The following is a 23,410-nucleotide window of genomic DNA, read 5'->3' on the forward strand; positions in this document are numbered from 1 at the left end:
TCTACAAATCTATTACGAAAAGGAGATTGGAAATATGAGTGAGAGCGGGCTAAAAGAACAAATTACTGGTAAAGTTGAAAAGAAAAAGGGGCAAGTAAAAGAAGGAATTGGTGAAGTTACAGAAGATAGAGAGTTGAAAAATGAAGGGAAGTGGGAGAAGACGAAGGGAACTGTAAAAGAAAAAGTCGGAAAAGTGAAACAAAAGATAAGTGATGGATTGGATAACAAAGAATAATACATGTTTATCAAGCTTTGGTTAAACGCCAAAGCTTGATAAATCCATTATAAAAATATATAGGAGGTCTAATTGTGGGACTTATTATTACGTGTATTGTAGGTGGACTTATTGGTATGTTAGCTGGAATGATTACAGGAAAAGACTTTCCTTTAGGTATAGTTGGTAATGTTATTGCTGGATTAATCGGATCTTGGGTAGGTAGTGCCTTATTTGGTCACTGGGGCCCTGAATGGGGAGGCATCTTTATTCTTCCAGCTTTATTAGGTGCAATCGTCTTTATTTTAATCGTTACATTCTTTTCTAGAATGCTACGGAAAGCGTAAGTATGATAATGAATAGTAATCTTAAGTTTATTATATGTAGCTATAAAGTTAATAAACTGATAAAAATACATAAAAAAGCATCCAATTAAAATAATTTGGATGCTTTTTTAATGTATTTTACATAGGAATCAGTGAGGATGGCCCCACTGATTGAGATTACATATTAAGCTATCGTTACTTTTTTACAATTATTTATTCTTACGACCTGCCTCGGTTCTATATGAGATAAGTCCTCGCTATTACCTATATCAACTACAATTGTATTCGTTAGTATGTTAATAATGGAACCAATTAATTTTGTAGCATGATCGTGTCGATAAGAAAATTGAACAAAATCTCCCTTTTTAAAGCTGTGCTCTTCCATAGATAGATCCCCCTAAAAATAATGTTTATACATTATACATACACAAATTTATAAGGTTTAAACATTTGGTAGTATTTTTTTTAGTGTTAAGCTGAGAAAGGTGTAGAAAATTTATTTATAATTAAAATGAAAAAATATGTTTAAAACTAATTTTTATGGGTAATTAAATAGTAGTAGTTTGAGATAAGGGGGCGGAAATGATGAATTTGGCAATAAATATTTTGCAAAATGATTTAGGTTATACAGTACAACTTAATGGTGAGATTGATGCGTATACGGCATCAGATTTAAAAAATAAGGTAATGCCTATTGCAAGCGAGAAAGAGGTTTATATAGTAGTAGATTTTACTAAGGTAGAGTATATGGATAGTACAGGGTTAGGTGTTTTTATAGCTCTATTAAAAGCAATTAAGAAAAATGATGGAAAACTAGAGTTTATTGGTGTATCTAAAAGACTAAAAAGATTATTTGATATTACAGGGTTAACAGAAATATTAAATTTGAATTCCGATTTTGAAAAAGTAGAAAGAAGGTGACTAGGGATGATGGAGAAATTTGAAACAATAGAAATGAAAATTCCTGCAAAAGCAGAATATGTGGCTATTATTCGCTTAACAATGGCTGGTGTTGCGAATCGAATGGGCTTTGCTTATGACGATATAGAAGATATGAAAATTGCTATTAGTGAAGCATGTACAAATATTGTACAACATGCATATAAAGAAGACGTTGGAGAAATTACAATTGTCTTTGGTCTATATGAAAATCGATTAGAAATTATGGTTGCGGATAATGGGGTTAGCTTTGATTTTAGCACCTTAAAAAGTAAAGTTGGTCCGTATGATATTAATAAACCAGTAGAACATTTGCCGGAAAATGGTTTAGGTTTATATTTAATAAATACGTTAATGGATGATATACAAATTATGCATGATGAGGGCATGACAGTTTTAATGACAAAATATATACAAAGAGAGCAGGTGGAGAATGATGGAAATCCAATCTCAACCTACAAATCTTACTAAAGAAGACGTTATTAAACTAATTGCAGAATTCCAACAAAACCAATGTGATGAAGCGCAGGAAAGGTTGGTTAATCACTATAAAAATCTCGTATATTCCATTGCATACCGCTATTCAAAAGGTGGGCCGATGCATGAGGATATTATACAAGTAGGGATGTTAGGGCTCTTAGGCGCAATAAGAAGGTATGATTATTCGATAGGGAATGCTTTTGAACCGTTTGCAATACCTACGATAGTGGGGGAAATAAAGAAGTATTTACGTGATAAAACTTGGGGCGTTCATGTTCCAAGGCGAATTAAAGATTTAGGCGGGAAAATTAAACTTGCGATAGAGGAGCTAACAGATCACCTACAACGTTCACCGAAGATTATAGAGATTGCAGATCATTTAGGACTATCCGAAGAGGAAGTTCTAGAAATTATGGATGCTAAAAATAATTATCAAGTATCTTCCTTAGATGATGTAGTTGAAAATTCATCTGATGGAAGTTCGGTAGCGAGAATTGAATCTGTAGGTGAAGTAGAGCAAGGATATGAACAGACAGAAAGACGTCTCGTTTTAGATGATATTTTTAACGTATTAAATGATACGGAAAAGAGTGTTATTCATTATATATTTGGAGAAAATTTAAATCAAAAGGATACAGGAGAGCGGTTAGGTATTTCACAAATGCACGTTTCTCGTATTAAAAGACAAGCGATAAGTAAATTGAAGCAAGCCGCGTTTTTAGATACATAAAAAATTAAAAATAATTATGTTTAAAACATGAAAAAAGGGGTAGTTATTAAGTATAGGAGGAGATATTAAAATGTCACACGATGTGAAAGAACTAATCGAAGGATTGAATGAAGATTTAGCAGGAGAATACTCGGCAATTATTATGTATAACCATAATGCAGCTACGGTTTCTGGTATATATAGACAAGTGTTAAAACCTTTCTTTGAATCTGAAATTAGTGATGAACAAGGACATGCCCTATATTTAGCGGAGAAAATTAAGACGCTAGGTGGTACACCTACTACGATCCCTTTACCAGTGAAACAAGTAGAAGATGTTAGAGAAATGTTAGAAGCAGCTAGACAATCAGAATATGAAACAATTAAGCGTTATGAAACGAGAAAAGAACAGGCAGCGAAATTAAATATGACAGAGTTAGTTGTAAAGTTAGAAGATATGATCGCAGATGAAACAAATCATATGGAAGAATTAGATCGCCTTTTAAATGACAAAGCAATGGTGTTAAATTAAAAGTGGAAATTTACCCCACTTTAATGGGCAGTAAGACCCCCACCTCAAAATGCAGCGAAAGCAAAGAATTTAGGTGGGGGATCAACTGCCCATAAAAGTCCGATTGGTTCAACTAATAATCAGTGGGGGGATGAAGAAAACCCCCACTGATTAAAGTTTCACTTTATAGAGTGAAAGAACAAACTCTCATTTCTAGGGGGTTTGTTCTTTTGCTGTATAAATACGTATGAGTAGGAAATTTTTATTTTATAACTGAGTATGCAATACTAGAAAAATAGAGAATGATAATAGATTTACATTTTAAATAAGAAAAGGGGAAATAACTTGTGTCCATTTTAATTGTCGATGATAATCCGGTTAACATCTTTGTAATTGAAAAAATTTTAAAACAAGCCGGATATCAGGATCTTGTATCGCTTAATTCTGCACAAGAGCTTTTCGAATACACCCATTTTGGAAAAGATTCTTCCAGGCATAATGAAATTGATTTAATACTATTAGATATCATGATGCCTGAGATTGATGGACTTGAAGTTTGTAGGCGATTACAAAACGAGGAGAAGTTTAAAGATATTCCTATTATTTTTGTAACAGCTTTAGAAGATGCGAATAAATTAGCTGAAGCGCTTGATATAGGCGCAATGGATTATATTACGAAACCTATAAATAAAGTTGAATTGTTAGCGCGTATGCGTGTAGCATTACGCTTGAAATCGGAATTAAATTGGCATAAAGAACAAGAAGAAAACCTTCGTAATGAATTAGATTTAGCTACACAAGTACAAAGAAACTTATTAAGTAGCCCATTAAGAGAAGATCATATAAAAATTGAAGCAAGTTACTTACCTTCATTCAAACTAGCTGGAGATATGTATTATTGGTATAAAATCGATGAAAACCGCTACGGTATTATATTATTAGATGTGATGGGACATGGTGTATCTGCTTCATTAGTTTGTATGTTTATTTCGTCTGTATTACGTGAATCGATTAAATGTTTAATCGATCCGGAACTTGTCATTAAAGACTTAAATAAATATATGACTCTTTTACATAATGAGAATGACAATATTCCATATTATTTTACAGCGATATACTTAGTAGTTGATACAGAAAAGAGAACAATTGAATATGTAAATGCAGGACATCCTTCTGGATACGTTTTAGTTGATGAAGAGAATGTAGTAGAACTAAATCGCGGGAGTTGTGCGGTAGGATTTTTTGATGAAATAAAAGTCGAGAAGACAGTCATACCTTTTGAGAAGAACGCTCAAATTGTATTATTTACAGATGGTGTTCTTGAATCAATTGCAAATGATGAATTTGAGTCTGAAGAGAAATTACGTGCTTTTACAGAAAGAAAATGGGGAGATTTAGAAGAAGAGATAGAAGGGTTTTATAAGGAAGAACAGAAGAAAACACAATCAGATGATATGTGTCTAATTATGATACAAACGAATGCGAAATAAAAAGCGTATGAAATCCAAACATAGGATTTCATACGCTTTTTATTGTATTTTTTGATAGATTTGTTCGTTAGGATTAAATTGGATATAATGCGGCATTATATGTGAAAAACGAAGAGTTTCTTTATTTCCTAAACATAGGAATCCATTGTGGCCTAAACTTTCATAAAATAGTTGCTGTACTTGGTTTTGAAGTTTACTCGTAAAGTAAATTAAAACGTTACGGCAAAGTATAATATGAAATTCGTTAAAAGACTGATCAGTTACTAAATTATGTTGCGCAAAAATAATGTTTTGTAAAAGGGATGGATTAAAATAAGCAAAACGATTATCTGTTGAATAATAGTTAGAAAATGCTTGTGTACCGCCAGCTTGTAAATAGTTTTTCGTATAAGTTTGCATTTTATTTAACGGAAGGATGCCTTGTTTTGCTTTTTCTAACACATTTGTATTCATATCTGTTGCGTAAATAACAGCTTTTTCACTTAATCCTTCTTCGTGAAGTAAGATGGACATTGATAACACTTCTTCACCAGTTGCACATCCAGCATGCCAAATTCTAATTTCAGGATACTTTTTTAATTCAGGAATAACATGCTCTCTTAACGCTTTAAAAAAAGTAGGGTTACGGAACATTTCAGTTACATTAATGGAGAAATCATTTAATAACTGTTCTAAAAACCCTTCCTCATGAATTACTTTTTCAATTAATTTTGAAATGGTAGGGATATTAGAGAGCTGCATTCTATTACAAATTCTTCTATAAATAGATGTGCGAGCATATTGGCGAAAATCAAATCCTGACAGTTTAAATACCGCTTCCAATAGTAATTCAATTTCTAAGTTCGTACGCTTATCCATATCTACGGATGGATCAAAATTATAATACTTATTTTCCACTTAAACTAAACCTCACTTATTTTATTAACCATACACTCATTACCGAATAGAGTTGATGTAAATTTAATGGTTTACTTATATAATCTGAAGCGCCAGCAGATAAACATTTTTCTTTATCATTTGGCATTGCTTTAGCAGTTAATGCGATAATAGGTATTTCATGTAACCCTAAATTCATTCGGATATGTTCCATCGTTTCATAACCGTCCATATTCGGCATCATAATATCCATTAAAATAAGGTCAATATTTGTATTGTTTTTTAGTATTTCTAAACACTCTATGCCGTTTTGTGCAGTAATAATGTTGGCATGTTGTTTTTCTAATGCGTTTTGTAATGCAAATATATTTCGATGATCATCATCGACAATTAAAATAGTTTTCTCTTGGAAGACGTTATTTGTTTCTGGCGTCACGATAGTTTCCTCAATAACTTCAGCAGGAATAACATCTTCTATCGTTGCTGCGACTTCTAATTTGGATAACTGTATATCATTTAACCCATTTGGAAGGTTAGGAATATATACTGTGAAAGTACTGCCTTCTCCTAAATTACTCTCTAACGTAATCCAACCACCCAATAATCTAGCAAACTCTTTACAAATAGATAATCCTAAGCCTGTACCACCATATTTCCGAATCGTTGCTCCATCTGCCTGTTGAAAGGCTTCGAAAATAAGTTGATGCTGTTCTTTAGAGATACCAATACCAGTATCTTTTACTGAAATTGTAATCCAATCATTACTTATAGACTGCATTTCATTACTCAAATTGGTTGTTTCTATCGAATCGAAATGTAAAGAGACGGATCCTTTTTCCGTGAATTTAAATGCATTGGATAATAAGTTTTTAATAATTTGTTCAATCCGTTTTGCATCTGTATAAAATAAATCAGGAATAATATCACTGTCTTCAATAGTAAATTCGACATTTTTTTGTGCAGCTATATGTAAAAAGTTTTGATGCATATTTGCTGCCATGTCACTTATGTTCGTTGCTTCAAAAATGACGTCTAGTTTTCCGGCTTCTACTTTAGATAAATCTAGTATGTCATTAATTAGAGTAAGTAAATCTTTTCCTGATGAATGAATGACGGTTGCTAATTCAATTTCATCATCGGATAAATGATTATCATGATTTTCTCTTAACATTTCAGATAATAGTAAAATACTATTTAACGGTGTGCGTAATTCATGTGACATATTTGCTAGGAATTCTGATTTGTATTTTGAGCTACGTAATATTTCACTTGCTTTTTCTTCTAATTCTGATTTAGTAATTTGTAAGTCAGCTGTCTTTTGCTCGGCCTCTTCAGTTCTAGACTCTAGTTGTTCATTCGTTGTTCGTAACTCTTCGGCTTGCATTTGTAGTTCTTCAGCTTGCGTTTGCAATTCTTCTGATTGAACTTGCAACTCTTCTGTCATTGCTTGTGATTCATGTAAAAGAGTTTGAATTCGCATACGTCCCATAATACTATGGATGGTTAGACCTAGGTTATCAACGGTTTGTTGAATTAAATCTTGATGTAAGTCTGAAATCTCAGTTACACTTACTAACTCCATTACTGCGATCACTTCATCTTCAAATAAGATAGGGACGACTAGTAGGTTTTGAGGGCGTATTTCTAATAAGCCGCTAGTGACATAACGAAATTCTTCTGGTATTTCTCGAAGAATAAAGCTTTGTTTTTCTAAAGCACATTGCCCAATTAAACCTTCACCCATTTTAATGGATTGTTTTCCAACATCAGAACCTTGATCGGCGAAAGAAGCTTTCTTCACATAGTAGACAGTTTCTTCAATTTCTTCACGTACATAGAATGCACCGCAAGAGGTTTGCGTTTTTTGTATAACTCCACTAAGAATTTTTTTACCTAACATCTCAATAGAAGGTACACCTTGATACATTAAAATTAATTCTGCAAGCTCGGTTTGTAACCACTCTCTTTTAGATATTTCGTCTAGTAGGTGGTTCGTTGTATGAGCAAGATCTTTTATTTCATCCCGCGTGTTTACATGAATTCTTTCAGTAATTTTTTCTTTAGAAGAAATGGATTTAATAGCTTGAATTACGTTTTTAATCGTTTTTGTAATGGAATTCGAAATATAGAGTGAAATGATAATAGAAATACAAGAAAGTAAGAACAATAAACTGTATAACCAAATCTCTAATTTATTATTTTCAGTATCTAATTGTGCAGCTCTTTTTTTCGTTAGTTGCTCCTCTACACCACGGAAGTTAGTTATCTGCGATTGTAATGACTGAATTTGAGTCGTGTCGATTGCTTGTATGTTATTACTATTGTGATTTGTAATTAATGGGTGAATCTCTTTATTAATCCAACTATTGATGTTTTCATTAATCTGTTTTAATTTTTCTTGCTGAGAGGGGTTATCCTCTAATAGAGCAAAAAGATCTTGATAATGTTTTTCGTAATCCTTTTCCGCAGTGTTAAGGGATTGCACGTAATTTGCATTATTAGAAGTAATAAATCCTTTCGCTTTATTTTCAATTGTTAGCAATTCTTTCTCCACTTGATTCGTTAAATTAAGAACTTTAAAATCGTGATCAATAATAAAATTACGAGATTTTTGTAAATTGGAAATCTCATTGTTTAACATAATGAAAGAAATAAGTAAGAACAAAATCATAACTAAATAACCAGCCATAATTTTGTAGCGAATACTAAATTTTGCTTTCGATTTCATTAAAAATTCCTACCTTCAAGGTTATTAAAAGTTTTCTATTGTAAAGAATGAAAAACGTAATATATATTATATCAGTTTTCATAAGGGCAAACTAGAAATCCCCCTATTGTATAAGGGGGTCTCGTTTTGAATAGAGGAAATCATTTTGAAATATAAACATATATGAAAAGTAACGATCGAGGGAATAGGGGGATAATAAAACTTTTAAGAAGGAAAGAGTGTGCTTAAAGCTTTTTTTGCATCTATTCCTTCAAAGATAAATAATACAAGCTCTCTCTTTTTTACAGTAAGGAAAAAGGATATTAATGTGCTTAAGCTTTTAATAGAAGTAAGTGTTCCATGTTTACTTATAAATAAATTAGTTTGAAATGTTGTCATTAAAGCATAAAAATGATGAATCTGCGTTATTGTAGGTGTTTCATTATAAAGAATAGTAGTAGATTGGATTGCATTCATCGAAATATTCCTTTCCATATAGTAAGCATAACAATATAAACATACCCGTTTTAAAAAATGTTAAACATATAAATAAGAAAAAATATAATTATAGTTTTTTAGGTTTAGAAAGGGTTACGAAGGGTATACATATACTACAAAGAGATTGACTGAAGATGAATTGTAAGATTTCTAGTCTATAAAAATATACTTTTACTTTAAATAAAAAGGAGTCTGGTATACATGAATGAAATGATGATTGATATTACATTTGATTTAATTTACTTGTTAAGTAGTTCGCTTGTAATGCTGTTACTATTCGCTTTTTTCGTAAATGGTTATGTTAATAAGAAGGTTAGTGTATACAGAAATGAAGAAAGATAAAGATACATTATATAAAACTTTAGGAGATTAATAGTTATGGATGTAGATAGAAAAATAGTAGGTATTTTTAGAACAATTGATGATGCGGCATTCGTTATTAATGAATTAAAAGATAAAGGATACTCGGCGGGTAACATTTCAGCTATTGCGAAGGATCAAAAGGAAATTGAACATCTGGAAGAAAAATCGGGTGAAAAAGTGAATAGTGAAACGGCACATAAAGCGGATATCTTTTCAGCGACAGGGCTTGTGGCAGGAGGAGTAGCAGGTGGACTTGGTGGTTTATTAACAGGTCTTGGTATACTTGCTGTTTCTGGAATGGGTCCAATCGTAGCAGCGGGACCTATCGCAGCAGCTATTGGAGGAGCCGGTATTGGCGGAGGAGCTGGAAGTTTAATAGGCGCATTTATCGGATTAGGAATTCCCGAAGAACATGCTAAGAAATATGAAGAATACATTTACGATGGAAATATATTAATTTTAGTAGATGCAAAATTAGATGATAAGTTAGAAATCTATAAAATATTTGATAAGCATAATGCTTATAACTCCGATTTCTTTAAATAATATTTACTTCACATATCAATGATGAAAAATGTAAACATAGTGAATATCGTTTTTGATCTTACAACTTTGGCGCGGCCGAGGAGTCGTATGACTATAAGAGAGGAAGGGCTTATAGTAAAAGATCAAGTTCTATTATGATATTAAAAAGGGAAGGGTGTCTTTTCGTGATTGTAAAAATAGTAAAGGATAGTAGTAATAGTTTTCTTTGTACAGTTCAAAATAAAAATGGAGATCAGTATGTGAAGAAATGGTTTCGTAAACAGAAAAACAAGGAAGAAGTAGGGCGACCAACTTTTAAAGAAGTAGAAAAGGACTGGAAAGAAAATAGAGAATCGTTTATGTATCCGAATGTAAAGGCGCTTTATTAAAAATAATAGGCGTTTCATTCTTACAAAATTGTCACACTCCTGTAAGGTAATTCAATAGATTAGATACTTTTTCCATGTCATAATAAAGACATAAGAAAGCTAATCAAAAAACTATAAGTTATTAGGAGAGTGTCAGTCATGATTGTAACAACAACGTCTGGAATTCAAGGTAAAGAAATTATTGAGTATATCGATATTGTAAATGGTGAAGCTATTATGGGTGCAAATATTGTCCGCGACTTATTCGCTTCCGTTCGTGATGTTGTCGGTGGTCGTGCTGGTTCTTACGAAAGCAAGCTAAAAGAAGCTCGTGATATCGCAATGGATGAAATGAAAGAACTTGCAAAACAAAAAGGTGCGAACGCTATCGTTGGTATTGACGTAGATTATGAAGTTGTTCGTGATGGAATGTTAATGGTTGCTGTAAGTGGTACAGCTGTACGTATATAAGTAAGTAAAAATACAGGCTCACCCCTTGAAGCTTATGCTTTGAGGGGATTTTTTTGTTTCGTGATTAAAGTTAAAATGAAGAAGAGTGGACGGATTTTTATAAGTGGAAAAAATAAGATGAGGGCGGATGTACTAGCTCACTCAAATGATATAACGGTTTAAGTGATAAAGTTGAAAAGAAACTATAATTTACATATGTTTAAAGTGCCAAAACTTTTTCGTCAAACGTTATTGTAAAAAATGCTAGGATTTCTCCTAGCATTTCGTGAGGGGGTATTGCACGGGAATTTAGATAATAAGCAGACGTACCCGCTTATTTCAAATGTAGTATATATTGTTTTCAAGGAGAAAAGTAAGAAATACAACAATCTTTATATATGTTTAACGAGAGTGTTAACTTTATGATAAATAATAAAATTGTTATTTGAGATAAGGAGAGGGAAATCAATACAAAAGGTGTATAGGATATGAAAGGGAAGGTGATAGTGTTGATGCAAAAATAAAGGACAGTACATATTGTATATGGCTACTATGTACTGTCCTCACTTATTTCTTTTGGATTATGAAAAATCATTACCTGTCTTGCTATAAATTTCATAGGCGAAATAACCAAATAAATAGCCTATTCCAGATCCTAAACTAATGGAAAGTAGTGAGGAATCCGGAAAAAACATACCGAAAATCAAACCAATCATACAGCCAACAAGCATTCCCATAGGTATTAAACTATCTAATAACAGTTGAGCTTTTTGAGATTTTTTCTTACCTAATTTTCCGTTCTTATATTTATGTTCCAATCTTTTAATTACAAATACTACAATTCCACCAACTATTACAACAGGCGCGATTGCCGAAATGAACCACATGTTAGAAGCTCCTTTCGTTTTTAATTAAATTATACCATATATTAACATTTTGAATTTAAGCTGAGACAAGATCTTCTGCATTTCTTTTCCTTTTCTTCATGACTAAAGTTAATAGGAATAAAATGAAGCTTAAAAGTGCCATTATAATAAAAACTTGCGTATAACCATCAAAATAATCACGAGCGATTCCTGCTAGGACAGGAATGAATCCGCCCATAATATATCCTCCTGACTGCATCATAGCAGTCCATGCACTCGCATCTTCTGAAGTTTTTGTTTCATATAGCGGTAGCATAAGAGCGAGTGGAAATACGCCGCCGAGCCCGATACCTAGTAAAATAGAAGGGATCCATGGTGTAGTTAGTGGATAAATCATAAGCGATAAACCTGCGAGTACGAAGCATATACTCCCTAATAACCAAAGTGCGCGGTTTTTATAAATATCCGCTAATGTTGGAATTAAAAAGCTGCATATCATTTGAATCACTGTAAAAACAGTTATAAGAGTACCCGCTTGTTCGCTACTCACACCCATACTTTGATTTGCCGGCGCAAGCCAAGTCGTAATGGAATAAAAGATTCCTGATTGTAGTCCGAAAAAGATTGTGAACAACCATGCTTTTTTATTTCTTAAAGGTAAACTATTATTCTTTTTATCTTGTGTGCTCGTATTCTTTTTTCGTTTCATAACCGGATACCAAAATATAATAGCGATTATAGTAAGTACACCCCAAAAAGCGAGTGCCATATTCCAATCGTCTTTTAATACATGTTGTAAAGGAATCGTTAATCCTGCACTTAAAGAAGCGCCAGTTCCCATGCCTACTGAATATATTCCAATCATTAAGCCGATTTTCGTAGGGAATTTTTCTTTAATAAAACCTGATAGTAACGGACCTGCAAGTGCAATTCCAATGCCGATAAATAAAGAGCTCGTGAATAATGTGGAAATGGAAGAGGTAAAAGCCCTCATACATGTAGCAAAGCCAATTAAAATAAGACAAGCCATAATTGATTTTTCTGCCCCGTATTTCCTAATTACCTTCCCAGTCAGTAAGGCGAATGTCCCCATACAAAAAACAGGAATAGCTGTTAAAAAACTAACGGAAAAATTGCTTATATTTAAGTCTTGTCGGATGGTTTCTAATAAAGGTGAAATAGATGTAATTCCGATACGTAAATTAATGGAAACAAAAAATAGTGCTAGTATATACAAATAAGTTCGTCCTTGATGTTTCAATTTGATTTTCTCCTCTCATAAACATCAGATGTTATTGAGTATATCATCTGATGTTTAAGTGTAATATATAAGGAGCTTATTTCAGCTCCAAATTTTGAACGGCGTATGTTCGTGCCTCTTCGGCATTTTGTTTTAAAATAGCTTGGAATAATTTTTCATGAATTTCAGAGTTATCTTCATAGTTCACTGTATTTAATATTAATTGGCTTAAAATGTGGCGAAGGGCAGGTACGAAAGATTGATACAAATCAAGTAGAACTTCGTTTTTGCTCGCCTTTGCAATTGCTAGATGAAACTGAATGTCTGCATCTATGTATGCTACATAATTTCCTTCTTGAAGGGCATTTTTTCGTTTATTCAAATGTCCTTTTAAATATAAAAGATCCTCTTCACTTCGGCGCTGTGCCGCTAACATAGCTACTTCTTTATCTAACATATTTCTTGCTTCATACACATGATTAATATTAGCTGCTTGCAATCGTTTTTCAAATGAATCTTGTGTTGTATTTAGTGAGACAATACGAGTACCTTGTCCTTGTCGAACTTCTAATATGCCGGCATGTACTAATATCTTTATACTTTCTCGCAGCGTCGAACGCCCTACACCTAACTCTTCCATTAATTGCGGCTCTGTAGGGAGGCGATCACCAACTTCATACTCGCCAGAAAAGATTTTTTCTTGTAAACGTTCCAACACCTCATCGACTAATTTCCGCCGAGAAACTTTTGAAAAAGATTTCTTTTCGTTTATATTCATCTGCTCATCTCCTGTTATATTCGCTTTTATGATAACCAATTTAAGTTCTGTTGACAATGTTATTTTTTAGGTAGTTGAAGCCGTGATACTAAAATAGGGTTTATAAGACATAAAAAAATCTATTTTGAAAAAATCAATCAAAATAGATCTTTCAATAGCATTTAATAACTCGTCAAAAATACTTTCCCCTTCGTTTTCTCAGCAGACTGCACAATATCAACCGCACTTTTCACATCTGCTAAGTCATATGTAGAATGGACTGTCATGAAACGTAATTGCTCATTTTCCACTAGGCGAATTAAGTGACGAAACGTTTCTTGCCATTTATATGGTGATACTTCTTTATTCCAATGTCGTAAATGAAATATATTCGCGTGCACCTTTGCTTTCGTGACAATCTCTGCCCAGTTAACTTGTATTCCTGATAGAAGGCCGATCGTTAAAAAGCGCCCATTTGGACGTAAGGAGAAAGCTAATTCATTTCCATCCGATCCCCCGATAGAATCAATCGCTGCATCTGCACCAAGCCCGTTTGTTAACTCCATAACTGTTTCATAAAGCGGGGCAGTGGAAGTATCTATTACATATTCGGCACCGAGGCGCAGTAATTCTTCTGTATGCTTATTATTTCTCGTAACTGCAATTAATCGGAAGTTTAAAATTTGTGATAACTGAGCAAAAAGATGACCAATAGCGGATCCACAAGCATTTACTAATAAAATATCATTCTGTTTTAAGTTTAGCGTTTCTGTGCATGTGACCCACGCCGTAAGGGGATTAATATACATTTGTGCCGCTGTAAAATCATCGATGGAATCAGGGATAGGGACTACAAAATCAGCTGATGTCTTCACATATTCTTGCCAAGTACCTTCCCCGCGTAACGGTAAAACACGTTTACCGATAAGGTCTCTAGTAACGCCCGCGCCAACATCTTCTACAATGCCGACACCTTCATAACCAGGTATGTTAGGTAAAGGAATTCTATGAGCGTACGCTCCGGTTATTGGAATTAAGTCAGATGGATTAATCGGCCTAACTAACATACGAACGAAAACTTCATTATCTATTAATGGTTCTATATTTTTATATTCAATTTGTAATACATCTTTTGGGTTACCAAACTCATGAAATTGAATGTGTTTTCCGTGCAAGATAGTTGTTCCCCCTTAGTTTGATTGGGTTTATTATAGCATTTTCAGTTTAAATGATTATTTCATTAGCACTAAATAAAAGGGAACAGAAAGTCGTCGTTTATACTTTGAGGAGATTTTGATTGTGCAAACTTTTAAAATATACATTAATTATGTAGCATTGTATGGATTGCTGAATAATAATCTTACATAAACATCAATGCATTTCGATATACAATATTTCATATTTGTATTTGGTAATGAGGATGAAGAGGAATAAGTAACTTATCCCGCTATTTGTGGGAGTCGGGCTGTATGTAAAAGCCTTCACTTTATCAAAATGTAAGTTGCATCTTGTATAATGTAATGGTGGAGGTCAGATATGAAAAAAATAAGTTTAAATATAGATTTGGATACAAATGTATTGGAAGTGGTATTTATTCCAAGAAGGTTTATTATTTTATGGATTACACTCGTATATATAGCTTCAGTACTTTTAGAATTTCGTAATAATATTTTCTCTATGGATAGTTTTTTCTTTACAATAGTCATTGTTATTCATACTATTTTTCATTGGTATGCGAGTTCATTAAAAAATAGGCAATTGTTGTACTTCTTTTTTGTACAACTTTTCATTGTGTTTTTGGCTGCGTTTATTGCAACAAATGCTTCGATAGCGATTTTTGTTGGATTAACTCCTATTTTAATCGCCCAAAGTTTATATGTTTATAACAATATATTTAAAGTAATGGCAGTTTTTACTCTTATGTATGCAATATTTTGTGCTGCAATTAGTATCAATTATGGTGTGAATAAATTAGCTATTCTTATCTCTATGTTTCTTTTAGTGTTAGCAATTATTATTCCTTTTTCTTATATTAATAAGCAGCAATTTGATGCACGTAATCGTATACAGAGCTATATTCAAGAGTTAGAGTCTGCATATATGAGAGTGGAAGAATTGACATTAGCTAATGAAAGGCAGCGTATGGCAAGAGATTTACATGATACGTTAGCGCAAGGTTTAGCAAGCTTAATTATGCAATTGGAAGCGATAGATGCCCATATGCAAAAAGGGAATACAGGACGATCTCAAGAGATTATGAAACAAACTATGATAAGAGCGAGACAAACTTTATATTGATGATTTGCGTCATACTACTAATTCATTTAATGGAGCAGTAAAAGAAGAGATTCAACGTTTTTCTGAAGCTACGTCTATAAATGTGAGATTTACTATCCAAAGTCCACCGTATATTTCAAGCGTAGTAAAAGAGCACTGCTTATATGTAATTAGTGAATGTTTAACGAATATCGCAAAACATTCACAGGCAGCAGATGTAAATTTAAATGTTGAATATATCGATGATCTTGAAAAACTTACTATTGAAGTTGAAGATAATGGAATTGGTTTTGACACTAGATATATCGGTAAGAATCCTGGACATTATGGTTTAATTGGTCTAAATGAGCGTGTTCGATTGATTAAGGGAGAAATACATATATTGAGTGAAAAGATGAAAGGTACGAAAGTGTATATTCAAGTGCCTATAAATAAAGAAGGAGATAGCCATGAAACATAACGTATTAATTGTAGATGATCATTTCGTTGTAAGAGAAGGTCTGAAATTAATAATAGAAACGAGTGATTCATTTCAAATTATAGGTGAGGCTGCAAACGGAGAAGAAGCTCTTTCTTTCATAGAAAAAAAGAAACCTGATGTCATTTTAATGGATTTAAATATGCCTAAAATGAGTGGCTTAGAAACAATTGAGGCTTTAAATAAAAAACAAAATCATACGCCGATTATTATATTAACTACTTATAACGAAGATGAATTAATGTTAAAGGGAATTGAGTTAGGGGCAAAAGGATATTTGCTAAAAGATACGGATCGAGAGAATTTGTTTCGAACATTGGAAGCGGCTATTCGAGGTGAGATTTTACTACAACCAAATATTATGGAAAAGATAGTGAAGTATAAAAGGAAAGAAGTACATGCTGATAAGGTTGCAGAAAATAACTTAACGGTTAAAGAATTGTTTGTGCTGAAAGCTATTGCGCGCGGATATAAGAATAAAGAAATTGCATTTGATATGGGAATAGCTGAGCGAACGGTAAAAGCATATTTAACAAATATATACAATAAATTAGGTGTTAATTCACGGTCAGAAGCAGTAGCTGTATCTATTGAAAGGAAGTTAATTCATTTTTAAAACATTATATATGCCCAATCGTACATTATAGGCTTGCCCTTTTGTACGATTTTTTTATTTCTTTCTCATGTTATGCTTCAGAAAGTATGAGAGATTTAAGAACAATCTAATTGCATTACAATTATAGACGTTTCTAATGTAGGAAAGGAAGAAGAATAATTAAATGGAAACTTTGCTTTTAATTCCTGTATTAATTTTCTTTATTTGGCTGCAAAGCAAACAAAGAAAATTAAACTGGATAGATATTATAACTTTTCTCATGATGATAGGGATTATTACTTATACGGCGCCGCAACAAATGACTAGGGATTTACAAGCAGAGTTACTGGCAGTTACGCTTATTTCTTTCGCTATTGGTGTTTGGCAAGGTGGGGGAATTACAGTCTGTTATGAGGATGGAATTTTATATATTACAAATGGAAAACAGTATTCCATTTCATGGATTCTCTTAATAATTGGCAACATAATTATTATTAATATATTTGAAGGTGGATTTACATTTAATGGATCGTGGTTTCTTTTGTGTGGTGTTGTCATTACATCTGGGGTGAAAAACAGTATGCTATGTGTTCTGTACAAATTAACAGTGCGAAATTGAATGGAAAACCAAAGCTATTTTCTTTTACCTCAACATAAAACGTATTGCTGTAAGTTCATTAAAAGACCGTAGTTGATAAAAAATGAGATGGAAGTATTGGAAGAATGGGGGAGTTAACGTAGATGTTTCTACTTATTACTACATTTGATAGGTTTAGTTGGCTGGGGAATGTTGCTTTCTCTTCAGAAAAGACTAGTAGGAATCGAGCGCTATCGAGGGCTGAAGAAAGCAATGTTAATTTGTGTGAAAATAAATGTAGAGATTCAGTTAATAATATTCATCAAAAAATAAATGTGGATGCTTTGGACTATAGTAATAATCGTATATTGGGCCGTGCAGAACCCCATTCAACAATTGTCATAACAAGTAGTGATATGTATGTTGGAAGCGGACGAGTTAATAAGTATGGAGAATTTAAAATATATACAAATGATTATCTGGAAGAGTATTTGGTACTAGAAATTCAGTTGATAATGGGCGGTTTCTATCAAGGAAGTATAACGGTAAAGTTAAGGTATGATGATTTCCTTTTTATTTAGTAAATAAAAAGGAAGCAACCGTAGTCGCTTCCTACATCTATTAAGCCGAAGCTTTCTTCATTCTCTCAAGTAAACTAGATAAAATATGTGTACGATAAGATTCTAGTTTTTTACCTTCGTAAGTACGAATCCCTAATTTTTTAAGTTCTTTTACATACCAACCTTTGCTTCCGAAATACATGTGATCGCTCCCCTTCAACTTTGTTTATTTGTCCTGATTGTACTTGGAGGTACGGGTAATATAATGAAGGAAATGAATTTCGCGCGAAAATGGTTAACTTTGTTGCAAAAGACATATATACTAAGGGTAGTATATAACGAGGTGGGCAAGACGTGATTATAGAGAAGCACGAAATTCAAATTGACCAAATTACGAGCGGTAAAGTGAATATCTTTACTTTCTATAGAAATAGAAAGCAAGTGGATGATCATTTTTTACGATTGCAAGAACCATCGCTTACAGCAAACTACTTCTTCCATTTTCATTTTGATGCAGAGAGCTTGCATCTTCTGCAGGAAGAGTTTCCAGGCGTATATCCGTACGACCGTAGTGACACGATTCACGACTGGACGGAAAAGATGAAAGCGGAATTGCAACATCAGATCCAAACAGGAAAATGGAATAAGCGCGTACGTATCGGTAATCGTATTCTAGATGTGGCGTTTACGTGGTGTGACGAAGATATAGTAGAGTGAAAAAGAAGCGGATGACGCTTCTTTTTTTAGCGCTGGAATAAAACGAGCTTACCTGCAGAAGATGTGCAACGATGTGTTTTTTCGTACAATCCTTTTTCTTGTAAAATAGATTCACCTTTTGCTTTCGCTTCTTTTTCAGTTGCTGCCTCGAATGATTCGTCTAATGCTTTTGAACCATCTTTTTCAAAGACTGTTAGAACGTATACTCCCATGAAAATTCCCTCCAATAATTAAAATCAGAATCTTATAACTATTTTGTCATAAATCACTAGAATATGCAAAGAAATATATGACATTGCGTGTTACAATAAAGTGAAACTTTAACTAGTGGGGAGTCTTTTCATCCCCACTAGTTATTAGTTGAACCAATCGGGTATTTATGGGCAGTTTACTTTCAGATTGGCTCCTTTGCCTACTGCCCGTTAATACGGGGTAAAGTGAAACTTTAACTAGTGGGGAGTCTTTTCATCCCCACTAGTTATTAGTTGAACCAATCGGGTATTTATGGGCAGTTTACTTTCAGATTGGCTTCTTTGCCTACTGCCCGTTAATACGGGGTAAAGTGAAACTTTAATTAGTGGGGGGTTTTTTATTTCCTGCTTATTACTAGTTTTCAACAATTGAGCATTTATTGTTTGTGTTCATGCGGATAAGATGAAACTTTTGAACTATAGAAAGGATCGTTATTTGTGAAACAAGTGAAGTTTATACATGCGGCTGATTTGCATTTGGATAGTCCGTTTAAAGGGATGGAGATGAATGTTGCACAGTCTGTTTGGGAGAGAATGAAGCAGAGTACGTTTGAATCGTTCGAGCGTATTGTTGATAAAGCTATTCAAGAGCGCGTTGATTTCGTATTGCTAGCCGGGGATTTGTATGATGCGGAGACGAGAAGTTTGAGAGCGCAAGTGTTTGTGCGTGAGCAAATGAAGAGACTTTCGCAGTATGATATCCCTGTTTTTATTATTCACGGTAACCATGATCATTTAGGGGGAAGCTGGGCAGCAATTGAGTTTCCGGAAAATGTTCACGTGTTTACGGAGCCTTATGTGGAAGAGAAGTCATTTTATAAAAATGGTGAGCTTGTAGCTTCTATTTACGGGTTTAGTTATTTGCAGCAAGCGGTAACGGATAATATGACAGCGCAGTATACGAAAATGAGTGATGCGCCTTTCCATATTGGAATGCTTCACGGAAGTGTGGAAGGGGATGCAGAGCATAATCGTTATGCACCGTTTCAAATTCGTGAGCTGAAAGAAAAGCAGTTTGATTATTGGGCTCTTGGTCATATACATAAACGTGAAATTTTATCAGAAGAGCCGTGCATTATTTATCCGGGTAATATACAAGGGCGTCATCGTAAGGAAACAGGGGAGAAAGGTGCGTACCTGATTGAACTTACGAAACAAGGAACGCATTGTTCATTTTTCCATACGGCGGATGTTGTGTGGGATGAGATTGAAGTTAGTATCGATGGACTTGAAACTGTTGATGATCTTATGACGAGCGCGTCAAGTGCGATGAATGAATGCAGAAGAGAAGAGGAAGGCACGCTTTTAACTGTCGTATTTACAGGGCAGGGACCACTTTCTCCTTATTTACGTGAAGACAAGCGTGTGGAAGAGATTTTTCATATTGTAGCAGCTGGCGAAGAGCGAAAAGACTTTGTGTATGCGATGAAGTGGAAAAATGAGACGGTTTCTTTTGCGGAAATTGAACGTTTGAAAGAAGAAAATCATTTCGTCGGTAGTGTGCTGAAAGAGTTAGAAGCTTTCACAAATATGGACGGAGTATTGCGCACCATTTGGACATCTCCTGTAGCACGTAATAGCATTGAAGCTTTTACGGAAGAAGAGAAGAAAGAGATTCAAAAGGAAGCGGAAAATATTATTTTAGAGCAATTATTCCAGCAAGAGAGGGATAAAAAATGAGAATTGAAAAACTCCATATTTATGGCTATGGAAAACTAGAAAATGTGGAAATGGATCTGTCAATGCTGACGGTGTTGTACGGTGAAAATGAAGCGGGAAAATCGACAATTCGCTCGTTTATGAAAAGTATTTTATTCGGTTTTCCGACGAGAGGACAGCGCCGTTATGAGCCGAAAGAAGGCGGGAAGTATGGCGGAGCAGTTACTGTTCAAACAGAAAAGTACGGCCGTTTGAAAATTGAACGATTGCCAAAGACGGCAGTAGGCGCGGTGACCGTTTATTTTGAAGGCGGGAAAACTGGCGGCGAAGATATTTTAAACGATATATTAAGCGGTGTGAATGAAAGCTTATTTGATTCTGTTTTTTCATTTGATATGCATGGTTTGCAAAATATTCATCAGCTCGGCGAAGCGGATATCGGCAATTATTTATTTTCGGCCAGCGCAGTCGGAAGTGATGCGTTATTGCAGTTAGATAAAAAATTAGAAAAAGAAATGAATCAGCGTTTTAAGCCAAGTGGTCGTAATCCTGAAATTAACGTGTCACTGCAAGAGATGAAGAAAATTGAGGAAAAGATGAAAGAGTGGCAAGGGAAAATTGGCACGTATGAAAAACAGGTCGAGCAGTTAAAAGAAAGTGAAGAGAAACTTACTTTTGTTCGTGCGGAAAAAGAGTCAGCCGAAAGACGAAAGCAAGACTATGAAATATTAGCAGCGCTTGAACCTCTCGTTATTGAAAAGAGTGCGCACGAGAAAGTGTTAGAAAACGAGCACGGGCAGTTTCCTGTAAACGGGATGGCGCGCTATGAAGCGGTAAAGGCAAAGATGGAGCCGCTGCAAGTACAAGTAGATTCACTTCAAAAAAAGATAGAAACAGTGCAATCAGAAATTGATTCCACAGAAATAGATGAAGCATTTTTACAAAAAGAAAGTTATGTAGAAGAACTTCGTATGCAGCATATGTCTTATGAAAATGCACGCCAAGAAATGCGTGATATGACGGGAAGTATTGCGAATATAAAAGAAGAAATCGCAGAATTAGAGCAACAAATTGGCGCTACTTTTGAACAAGAGACTGTTCTTTCATTTGATATAAGTTTAGCGACGAAAGAATTAATTACGCAAACTGTGCAAAAGGCGAGAGAGTTAGAAACGCAAAAAGCACAACTAGATGAACGTTTTAAAACGGCTCAAGAGCAATTAGAAGAGCAAGAAGAAAACATAAGACAAATAAGTCAGCAAATGTTAGCTGATGAAGAACGAAATACGTTAGTTGAGAAAGAAAAATCATTTCAAGATGCTGCATTTTTAGGTATGGGCGCAGAAAGAATGAAGCGCAAGTATGAGGAAAAAGCAGGAGCGGCTATGCAAAAGAAAAAACAGTGGCAAAGAGTTTGTCTTCTGTTACTTCTTATTAACACGCTTGTTTTATTCACGAGTCTATTTATAGATAACCGCGTGCTGTTATTTATTAGTGTGATTGTTTTTGTAGGGATTGTCCTTGCTCTTGTTTTATATAAAGATCCATCAGGTGGATTACAAGAAGAGCTTCTTACTCTTCAGCAAAGTGCTGGCGGACGTCAAAGTGAAGAAGTGATGTCGGTTCGCTATAGGTTAGAAAAGGATGAAGAGATTCGAAAATTATTTGAGCGAGAGTCGTATAAATTACAGCAAATGGAACGTACATATGATAAAGTCGTTTCATCTTATGAGGAATGGGAGAGAGAAACGTTCCAAATAGGAGAACAAGTAGATGCGTATAAAACGCGCTATATGTTCCCAGAATTTTATACGTATGCGCACATATTGCCAGCGTTTGAGCGTATTGAAAAAATGCAGCAATTATATCGTGATTTAGAGAAGCAAAGTAAGCGGAAATCTTCATTGTATGAAATGATTTCGCACTTTGAGCATAAACTAGAAACTGTTATCGGTAGCACGGAGTATAGCAATTTGCATGAGGCGCAAAGTCGTATGCAAAATGAAAAAGAGAAGCGCCAAACTTGTAAGCAGCTGAAAGAGAAGCTGGCGGAATGGCAAGAAGAATATGAGTTCATGCAAGAGCAATTAAAACAACTACTAGTAGAGCGAGATGGGTTATGGCATATCGCAGAATCTACAGATGAAGAGATGTTTTTAGAAGCAGGAAAATTGGCAGAGAAACGTGAAGACGCGGATAAGCAAGTGGGGCGTTTATTACCTCAAATTGATTTGTTAGAACAGCGCTTAACGAGTTTGTCATTAGCTGAGCATTATGAGGCTGACGGTTATGATGAAAAATTAAAGCAAGAAATTACAGCCGCGCAAAGCTGTCTGGCGCAAGAGAAAGAACTGACAGAGCGTATTGCGAAGCATCGAATAGAAATTGCGAATTTAGAAGAAGGCAGTACGTATGGTGATTTACTACATGAGTGGGAAATGAAAAAAGCGCAAGTGCGTGAACAAGTGAAGAAGTGGGCTGCATATGCGGCCGCAAAGACAGTATTAACGAAAACGAAGCAGTATTATCATGAAGTGCATCTTCCGCGTATTTTACAAAAATCCGAAGAGTATTTCGTGTATTTAACAGGCGGGAGATATAGTAAAATATTCTCACCGTCAGAAGCGGAACCTTTCATTGTCGAACGTAACGATGGTATGCGTTTTTACAGTCATGAACTAAGCCAAGCGACAGCGGAGCAGTTATATTTATCATTGCGATTCGCGCTAGCGAAAACGTTTGAGCATGATTATCCATTTATTATTGATGATAGCTTCGTACATTTTGACGCGGTAAGGACGAATCGAACGATTGAACTTATAAAAGAAATTGCGAAAGATAGACAAGTTATCTTCTTTACATGCCATGCGCATTTATTAACGTATTTTACAGAAAATGAGATTATAAAATTAACACGTAAGCGTAAAGAAAATGAGTTGTAGTATGCTATACTAAAAGTAACTGATTTGGTGGAGGA

General features: G+C 34.3%; 27 protein-coding genes and 1 pseudogene. 18 read left to right on the forward strand and 10 right to left on the reverse strand.

Annotated features, from left to right (window positions below):
• Positions 1-34: 34 nt before the first annotated feature.
• Together NSQ08_RS03610 and NSQ08_RS03615 are read left to right on the forward strand one after the other, a co-directional pair.
• Positions 35-235: a CsbD family protein gene (locus tag NSQ08_RS03610; RefSeq protein ID WP_000004264.1), complete on the forward strand. Its 201-nt coding sequence runs from the start codon at positions 35-37 to the stop codon at positions 233-235.
• A gap of 74 nt (positions 236-309) precedes the next feature.
• On the forward strand, positions 310-561 hold the full coding sequence (locus NSQ08_RS03615; RefSeq protein WP_000522906.1) for a GlsB/YeaQ/YmgE family stress response membrane protein: 252 nt from the start codon (positions 310-312) through the stop codon (positions 559-561).
• 163 nt (positions 562-724) lie between these two features.
• Here NSQ08_RS03615 and NSQ08_RS03620 read toward each other — a convergent pair whose 3' ends face one another.
• Positions 725-925, reverse strand: coding sequence for a methyltransferase (locus NSQ08_RS03620; RefSeq protein ID WP_002140674.1), 201 nt, complete (start codon positions 923-925; stop codon positions 725-727).
• A gap of 197 nt (positions 926-1,122) precedes the next feature.
• On the opposite strand from NSQ08_RS03620, the gene NSQ08_RS03625 reads away from it, so the two are divergent.
• From NSQ08_RS03625 to NSQ08_RS03645, 5 genes are all read left to right on the forward strand, one after another.
• Positions 1,123-1,461, forward strand: coding sequence for an STAS domain-containing protein (locus NSQ08_RS03625; protein WP_193652909.1), 339 nt, complete (start codon positions 1,123-1,125; stop codon positions 1,459-1,461).
• Positions 1,462-1,467: 6 nt separating this feature from the next.
• Complete coding sequence (gene rsbW, locus NSQ08_RS03630; protein WP_061674064.1) at positions 1,468-1,950, forward strand: anti-sigma B factor RsbW; 483 nt, start codon at positions 1,468-1,470, stop codon at positions 1,948-1,950.
• Positions 1,913-2,689 (forward strand): RNA polymerase sigma factor SigB, encoded by a 777-nt coding sequence (gene sigB, locus NSQ08_RS03635; protein WP_002166217.1) that lies wholly within the window; start codon positions 1,913-1,915, stop codon positions 2,687-2,689. The genes rsbW and sigB overlap by 38 nt, the downstream gene beginning before the upstream one ends.
• Before the next feature lie 70 nt (positions 2,690-2,759).
• The gene (locus NSQ08_RS03640; RefSeq protein WP_002011070.1) at positions 2,760-3,200 is read left to right on the forward strand and encodes a ferritin-like domain-containing protein; all 441 of its coding nucleotides are present in this window, start codon (positions 2,760-2,762) and stop codon (positions 3,198-3,200) included.
• A gap of 326 nt (positions 3,201-3,526) precedes the next feature.
• Positions 3,527-4,669: a fused response regulator/phosphatase gene (locus tag NSQ08_RS03645; protein WP_098636866.1), complete on the forward strand. Its 1,143-nt coding sequence runs from the start codon at positions 3,527-3,529 to the stop codon at positions 4,667-4,669.
• A 39-nt stretch (positions 4,670-4,708) separates the two neighbouring features.
• Here NSQ08_RS03645 and NSQ08_RS03650 read toward each other — a convergent pair whose 3' ends face one another.
• The 3 genes from NSQ08_RS03650 to NSQ08_RS03660 all read right to left on the reverse strand — a co-directional run bounded on the left by NSQ08_RS03650 (position 4,709) and on the right by NSQ08_RS03660 (position 8,729).
• A complete protein-coding gene (locus tag NSQ08_RS03650) occupies positions 4,709-5,566 on the reverse strand; it encodes a CheR family methyltransferase (protein WP_002140680.1) in 858 nt (285 codons plus the stop codon).
• A 16-nt stretch (positions 5,567-5,582) separates the two neighbouring features.
• Positions 5,583-8,273, reverse strand: coding sequence for an ATP-binding protein (locus tag NSQ08_RS03655; protein WP_340771655.1), 2,691 nt, complete (start codon positions 8,271-8,273; stop codon positions 5,583-5,585).
• Positions 8,274-8,477: 204 nt separating this feature from the next.
• Entirely contained in the window at positions 8,478-8,729 is a 252-nt protein-coding gene (locus NSQ08_RS03660; protein ID WP_002011075.1) for a hypothetical protein, read from the reverse strand.
• A 222-nt stretch (positions 8,730-8,951) separates the two neighbouring features.
• On the opposite strand from NSQ08_RS03660, the gene NSQ08_RS03665 reads away from it, so the two are divergent.
• From NSQ08_RS03665 to NSQ08_RS03680, 4 genes are all read left to right on the forward strand, one after another.
• Positions 8,952-9,092, forward strand: a complete 141-nt coding sequence (locus NSQ08_RS03665) for a hypothetical protein (RefSeq protein ID WP_002011076.1) — start codon at positions 8,952-8,954, stop codon at positions 9,090-9,092.
• Between the two features lie 36 nt (positions 9,093-9,128).
• Positions 9,129-9,659, forward strand: coding sequence for a general stress protein (locus tag NSQ08_RS03670; protein WP_002011077.1), 531 nt, complete (start codon positions 9,129-9,131; stop codon positions 9,657-9,659).
• A 164-nt stretch (positions 9,660-9,823) separates the two neighbouring features.
• Positions 9,824-10,027: a DUF4028 family protein gene (locus NSQ08_RS03675; RefSeq protein ID WP_061674059.1), complete on the forward strand. Its 204-nt coding sequence runs from the start codon at positions 9,824-9,826 to the stop codon at positions 10,025-10,027.
• A 138-nt stretch (positions 10,028-10,165) separates the two neighbouring features.
• Positions 10,166-10,477: a YbjQ family protein gene (locus tag NSQ08_RS03680; protein ID WP_000637510.1), complete on the forward strand. Its 312-nt coding sequence runs from the start codon at positions 10,166-10,168 to the stop codon at positions 10,475-10,477.
• A 560-nt stretch (positions 10,478-11,037) separates the two neighbouring features.
• Here NSQ08_RS03680 and NSQ08_RS03685 read toward each other — a convergent pair.
• The 4 genes from NSQ08_RS03685 to NSQ08_RS03700 form a co-directional block, all read right to left on the reverse strand.
• Positions 11,038-11,343, reverse strand: coding sequence for a hypothetical protein (locus tag NSQ08_RS03685; RefSeq protein ID WP_340771666.1), 306 nt, complete (start codon positions 11,341-11,343; stop codon positions 11,038-11,040).
• 55 nt (positions 11,344-11,398) lie between these two features.
• On the reverse strand, positions 11,399-12,583 hold the full coding sequence (locus NSQ08_RS03690) for an MFS transporter (protein ID WP_340771669.1): 1,185 nt from the start codon (positions 12,581-12,583) through the stop codon (positions 11,399-11,401).
• Between the two features lie 76 nt (positions 12,584-12,659).
• Positions 12,660-13,340, reverse strand: coding sequence for a FadR/GntR family transcriptional regulator (locus NSQ08_RS03695; protein ID WP_002087217.1), 681 nt, complete (start codon positions 13,338-13,340; stop codon positions 12,660-12,662).
• Between the two features lie 161 nt (positions 13,341-13,501).
• Positions 13,502-14,494, reverse strand: a complete 993-nt coding sequence (locus tag NSQ08_RS03700; protein WP_340771673.1) for a zinc-dependent alcohol dehydrogenase family protein — start codon at positions 14,492-14,494, stop codon at positions 13,502-13,504.
• A 361-nt stretch (positions 14,495-14,855) separates the two neighbouring features.
• On the opposite strand from NSQ08_RS03700, the pseudogene NSQ08_RS03705 reads away from it, so the two are divergent.
• The 4 genes and pseudogenes from NSQ08_RS03705 to NSQ08_RS03720 all read left to right on the forward strand — a co-directional run bounded on the left by NSQ08_RS03705 (position 14,856) and on the right by NSQ08_RS03720 (position 17,827).
• Positions 14,856-16,056: pseudogene (locus NSQ08_RS03705) on the forward strand (sensor histidine kinase).
• Positions 16,046-16,690 carry a response regulator gene (locus NSQ08_RS03710; RefSeq protein ID WP_016093159.1) on the forward strand — a complete coding sequence of 215 codons (645 nt, stop codon included), beginning with the start codon at positions 16,046-16,048 and terminating at the stop codon, positions 16,688-16,690. The pseudogene NSQ08_RS03705 and the gene NSQ08_RS03710 overlap by 11 nt, the downstream one beginning before the upstream one ends.
• 163 nt (positions 16,691-16,853) lie before the next feature.
• Positions 16,854-17,288 (forward strand): hypothetical protein, encoded by a 435-nt coding sequence (locus NSQ08_RS03715; protein ID WP_340771679.1) that lies wholly within the window; start codon positions 16,854-16,856, stop codon positions 17,286-17,288.
• 122 nt (positions 17,289-17,410) lie between these two features.
• The gene (locus NSQ08_RS03720) at positions 17,411-17,827 is read left to right on the forward strand and encodes a hypothetical protein (protein WP_340771682.1); all 417 of its coding nucleotides are present in this window, start codon (positions 17,411-17,413) and stop codon (positions 17,825-17,827) included.
• A gap of 40 nt (positions 17,828-17,867) precedes the next feature.
• Here NSQ08_RS03720 and NSQ08_RS03725 read toward each other — a convergent pair whose 3' ends face one another.
• The gene (locus NSQ08_RS03725; protein ID WP_000273535.1) at positions 17,868-18,008 is read right to left on the reverse strand and encodes a YflJ family protein; all 141 of its coding nucleotides are present in this window, start codon (positions 18,006-18,008) and stop codon (positions 17,868-17,870) included.
• Positions 18,009-18,160: 152 nt separating this feature from the next.
• Here NSQ08_RS03725 and NSQ08_RS03730 point away from each other — a divergent pair, with 152 nt between their 5' ends.
• Positions 18,161-18,523 carry a hypothetical protein gene (locus NSQ08_RS03730; protein ID WP_002011092.1) on the forward strand — a complete coding sequence of 121 codons (363 nt, stop codon included), beginning with the start codon at positions 18,161-18,163 and terminating at the stop codon, positions 18,521-18,523.
• A gap of 26 nt (positions 18,524-18,549) precedes the next feature.
• Here NSQ08_RS03730 and NSQ08_RS03735 read toward each other — a convergent pair whose 3' ends face one another.
• Positions 18,550-18,735 carry a YhzD family protein gene (locus NSQ08_RS03735; protein WP_000539551.1) on the reverse strand — a complete coding sequence of 62 codons (186 nt, stop codon included), beginning with the start codon at positions 18,733-18,735 and terminating at the stop codon, positions 18,550-18,552.
• Between the two features lie 477 nt (positions 18,736-19,212).
• Here NSQ08_RS03735 and NSQ08_RS03740 point away from each other — a divergent pair, with 477 nt between their 5' ends.
• Positions 19,213-20,454, forward strand: a complete 1,242-nt coding sequence (locus NSQ08_RS03740; protein WP_340771687.1) for a metallophosphoesterase family protein — start codon at positions 19,213-19,215, stop codon at positions 20,452-20,454.
• Positions 20,451-23,375 carry an ATP-binding protein gene (locus tag NSQ08_RS03745; protein ID WP_328068931.1) on the forward strand — a complete coding sequence of 975 codons (2,925 nt, stop codon included), beginning with the start codon at positions 20,451-20,453 and terminating at the stop codon, positions 23,373-23,375. Before NSQ08_RS03740 ends, NSQ08_RS03745 begins: the two co-directional genes overlap by 4 nt.
• Positions 23,376-23,410: the final 35 nt, after the last annotated feature.

The sequence above is a fragment of the Bacillus sp. FSL E2-8887 genome, assembly GCF_038007205.1.
Classification (GTDB): Bacteria; Bacillota; Bacilli; order Bacillales; family Bacillaceae_G; genus Bacillus_A; species Bacillus_A mycoides.